The sequence below is a fragment of the Agromyces binzhouensis genome (assembly GCF_004135055.1).
In the GTDB taxonomy this organism is placed as follows: domain Bacteria; phylum Actinomycetota; class Actinomycetes; order Actinomycetales; family Microbacteriaceae; genus Agromyces; species Agromyces binzhouensis.
In genome coordinates this window covers 1-3,620 of record NZ_SDPL01000329.1, presented here as the reverse complement: position 1 = coordinate 3,620, position 3,620 = coordinate 1, and the positions used below count along the sequence as shown (strand labels likewise).

Here is a 3,620-nt window from a genome sequence, read left to right as displayed (position 1 = left end):
GACCGGCTTGCCCGAACGCGTGCGGCGACGGGAGCGCGAGCCGCGCTCGGAGGAGGCATCCGCCCGCCCGTCGCCCTCGCGTCGACCCGCGGTGCTCGACCGCGACGGCGCCGCTGTCGGAGCGGCCGGCTTCAGGCGTCCCTTGGTGCCCTCGGGGATGTCGAGGTCGGTGTAGAGGTGCGGGCTCGACGAGTACGTCTCGGTGGGCTCGGGCTGGCCGAACTCGAGCGCGCGGTTGATGAGGGCCCACTTGTGCAGGTCGTCCCAGTCGACGAACGTCACCGCGATGCCGGTCTTGCCCGCACGGCCCGTGCGGCCGACGCGGTGCAGGTACGCCTTCTCGTCGTCGGGGATCGTGTGGTTGATCACGTGCGTGACGTCGAGGACGTCGATGCCGCGGGCCGCGACGTCCGTGGCGATCAGCACGTCCTTCTTGCCGGCCTTGAACGCGGCCATCGCGCGCTCGCGCTGGTCCTGGTTGAGGTCGCCGTGAACGGCGGCCGCGTTGAAGCCGCGGTCGTTCAGCTCCTCGACGAGCTTGGCGGCGGCGCGCTTGGTGCGCGTGAAGATCACGGTCTTGCCGCGGCCCTCGGCCTGGAGGATGCGCGAGATGACCTCGTCCTTGTCGAGCGAGTGCGCGCGGTAGACGAGGTGCTTGATGTTCGCCTGCGTGAGGCCCTCGTCGGGGTCGGTCGCGCGGATGTGGATCGGGCGGACCATGAAGCGGCGGGCGAGGGCCACAATCGGGCCCGGCATGGTCGCCGAGAAGAGCATCGTGTGCCGGGTCGGCGGCGTCTGCGCGAACAGCTTCTCGATGTCGGCGAGGAAGCCCAGGTCGAGCATCTTGTCGGCCTCGTCGAGCACCATCTCGGTGACGTCCTTCAGCGACAGCAGTCGCTGCGATGCGAGGTCGAGCAGGCGCCCGGGGGTGCCCACGACGATCTGGGCGCCCGCCTTGAGCTGCTCGATCTGGCCCTCGTACGCCTTGCCTCCGTAGATCGAGACGATCGTGGTCGGGCGGTTCGAGGTGGCCAGCTCGAGGTCCTCGGTCACCTGGACGCAGAGCTCGCGGGTGGGCACCACCACGAGCACCTTGACGCCGGGCTCGGGGGCGTCGCCGAGCCGCTGGATGATGGGCAGCCCGAAGCCGAAGGTCTTGCCCGTGCCGGTCTTCGCCTGGCCGATGATGTCCTGCCCGGTGAGGGCGAGGGGGATGGTCTGCTCCTGGATGGGGAAGGCATCGATGATGCCCTTCCCGGCGAGGGCCTCGACGATGTCGGGCTCGATGCCGAGTTCGGTGAACGTGGTCAAGATGTCTGCCTGTCCGTGATGCGGAATGGGTGCGCCCTGCTCCGATCGACAGGCGCACGGCCGCGGATCCATCGCCCGCGGCGGCCACCAGCCTATCGGAGCGCGCTGGGAGGCCCCGGATATGCTGTGCTCGTGGTCAATTGGTCGATGTCGCGCCGTCCCCGTCCGGAGACCCCGAGGATGCGGCCGAGGGTCGCGCCGACCGACCTCACGCGAATCGACTTCACCGAGTTCACGCCCGAGCCCGTGCCCTTCCTCGGCCAGGCGGCGTACCTCCAGCTCGAGTTCTTCGAGAGCCTGGCGAAGGCCGTGGCGACCGCGCCCGACCTGACGTCGAAGGAAGGGCTGAGCGCGGCGGCGGGCGTGGCGCTGCGCAAGCACCACGAGCTCATCGCGGAGCTTCGCCGGCTCGGCGCGGAGCCCGCCGAGGTCATGGCGCCCTTCGCGCCCGCCGCCGACCGGTTCCGGCAGGTCACCTCGGGAGCCGACTGGTACGAGCTGCTCCTCGGCATCCACATCACGTCGGGGATGCTCGACGACTACTTCATCCGGCTCGCTGAGGGACTCCCGCAGGATCTCCGGACCCGCGTGCGCGCCGTCCTCGGCGAATCGCGATCGGCCGAGGTCATCGAGCACGAGCTCGAGGAGGCGATCGCCGCGGACCCGACGCTCGACGACCGGCTCGCCCTCTGGGGGCGGAGCCTCGTCGGGGACACGCTGCTCATCGCGCGCTCCGCGGTGCGCGCGGCCGGGTCGGGCGAACACGGGTCCGACGTCGAGCCCGTCTTCACCGAGCTCATCGCGGCCCACACGCGGCGGATGGACGCGCTCGGGCTGACCGCCTGAGCCGCGCGCCGACCCGACGGCTCAGCCGCGGGCGAGGCCGAATCGGGCGAGACGCGCGAACGTCCGCTCGTCGTCCTCCTGGCGTCGACGGCCGATGAGGTAGGCGGCGCCGGCCGCCGCCGCACCGGAGACCACCAGCGAGATCACCCAGATCCATCCGCCGTCCCACGGCATGCCGAGCCAGGTCAGCGCGACCCACACGACCGCGGCGACGGCGGCGCCGACGGCCGGGACGAGCACGACGCCGTGGAACTCGCGACGGGGGACCGCGTACCGCGCGGCGATGCCGAGGATGGCGCCGCCGAGCGTGATGAAGAGGAGCTCCATCAGCCGACGAAGCCGATCTTGCGCGACTCCTCCGTGCCGATCTCGACGTAGGCGAGGGCTGCCGCGGGGACCACGTAGACCGCGCCCTTCGCGTCGGTCAGGCGCAGCACGGGCGACTGCCCGCTGAGCGCCGCCGAGACGGCCTGCTCCACCTCCGCCGCCGTCAGCGAGGTCTCGAAGCCGAGCTCGCGGGGGGAGTTCTGGATGCCGATGCGAAGGTCCACTTTGCGCCTTTCTGTCGTTGACAGAACCCTACGACACGCGGACGTCGCGGCCGGACCCGTTCACTGTCGGCGGACACGGATACCGTGGGCCGCATGCAGCACGAAGCGACCACCGCACCCGCCGTCGTCGACCTCGTGCCGGCCCTCGCGGCGGGCGGCCACGCGGCGGTCTTCGGGGCTCCCGGGTCGGGCAAGACCCGTCTCGCGATCGAGCTCGTCGCGCACCGGGTCGAACACGGACTCGACCCGGCCGAGGTCCTCGTCCTCGCGGCGACCAGGCGCACGGCGGCGGCGATGCGAGACGCGATCGCGCTCCGGCTCGACCGGACCACGCGCGGCGCGCTCGCACGGACCGCGAGCGCGGTCGCCTACGACCTCGTGCGCGCGCGCACCGGACGATCGGTGACGCTCCTCACCGGTGCCGAGCACGACCAGGTGATCGGCGAGCTGCTCGAGGCGCAGGCGATCGACGGCGGCGGGCCCGAGTGGCCCGAGGCGCTCGCGCCCGACGTCCGGGAGCTGCGCGGATTCCGTTCCGAGCTCCGCGACCTCATGATGCGCGCGGTCGAGCAGGGGATCGACCCCGACGGGCTCGCACGACTCGGCGCCGCCGCCTCCCGCCCCGAATGGACCGCGGCCGCCTCGTTCCTCGCCGAGTACGCCGAGGTGAAGGAGCAGCTGCGACCGACCCAGTTCGACTCGGCCGAACTCGGCGCGTACGCGGCCTCGATCGTGCGGCGCAGCGTGCACGATCCCGACGACGAGCGCGCGCTCGGGGTGCTCGCCGGGCTGAAGCTCCTCGTGGTCGACGACGCGCAGGAGGCGACCGAGGCCACCGCGGCGCTGCTCGGCGCGTTCGCCGCGCGCGGCGTCGAGGTCGTCGCCCTGGGCGATCCGGATGTCGCGAGCAAC

At 72.1% G+C, this 3,620-nt stretch carries 5 protein-coding genes; 2 read left to right on the top strand and 3 right to left on the bottom strand.

Annotated features, from left to right (window positions below):
• Positions 1 to 1,311 (bottom strand): DEAD/DEAH box helicase (locus tag ESO86_RS13550; RefSeq protein WP_207207136.1); only part of this gene is annotated, 1,311 nt, incomplete at its 3' end.
• 180 nt (positions 1,312 to 1,491) lie between these two features.
• On the opposite strand from ESO86_RS13550, the gene ESO86_RS13545 reads away from it, so the two are divergent.
• Positions 1,492 to 2,157, top strand: coding sequence for a ferritin-like fold-containing protein (locus ESO86_RS13545; RefSeq protein ID WP_129235489.1), 666 nt, complete (start codon positions 1,492 to 1,494; stop codon positions 2,155 to 2,157).
• A gap of 21 nt (positions 2,158 to 2,178) precedes the next feature.
• On the opposite strand, the gene ESO86_RS13540 is transcribed toward ESO86_RS13545, so the two are convergent.
• Both ESO86_RS13540 and ESO86_RS13535 read right to left on the bottom strand, forming a co-directional pair.
• The gene (locus ESO86_RS13540) at positions 2,179 to 2,484 is read right to left on the bottom strand and encodes a hypothetical protein (protein ID WP_129235488.1); all 306 of its coding nucleotides are present in this window, start codon (positions 2,482 to 2,484) and stop codon (positions 2,179 to 2,181) included.
• A complete protein-coding gene (locus ESO86_RS13535) occupies positions 2,484 to 2,708 on the bottom strand; it encodes a DUF3107 domain-containing protein (RefSeq protein ID WP_129235487.1) in 225 nt (74 codons plus the stop codon). Before ESO86_RS13535 ends, ESO86_RS13540 begins: the two co-directional genes overlap by 1 nt.
• Positions 2,709 to 2,801: 93 nt before the next feature.
• Here ESO86_RS13535 and ESO86_RS13530 point away from each other — a divergent pair.
• Positions 2,802 to 3,620 (top strand): UvrD-helicase domain-containing protein (locus ESO86_RS13530; RefSeq protein WP_165307828.1); only part of this gene is annotated, 819 nt, incomplete at its 3' end.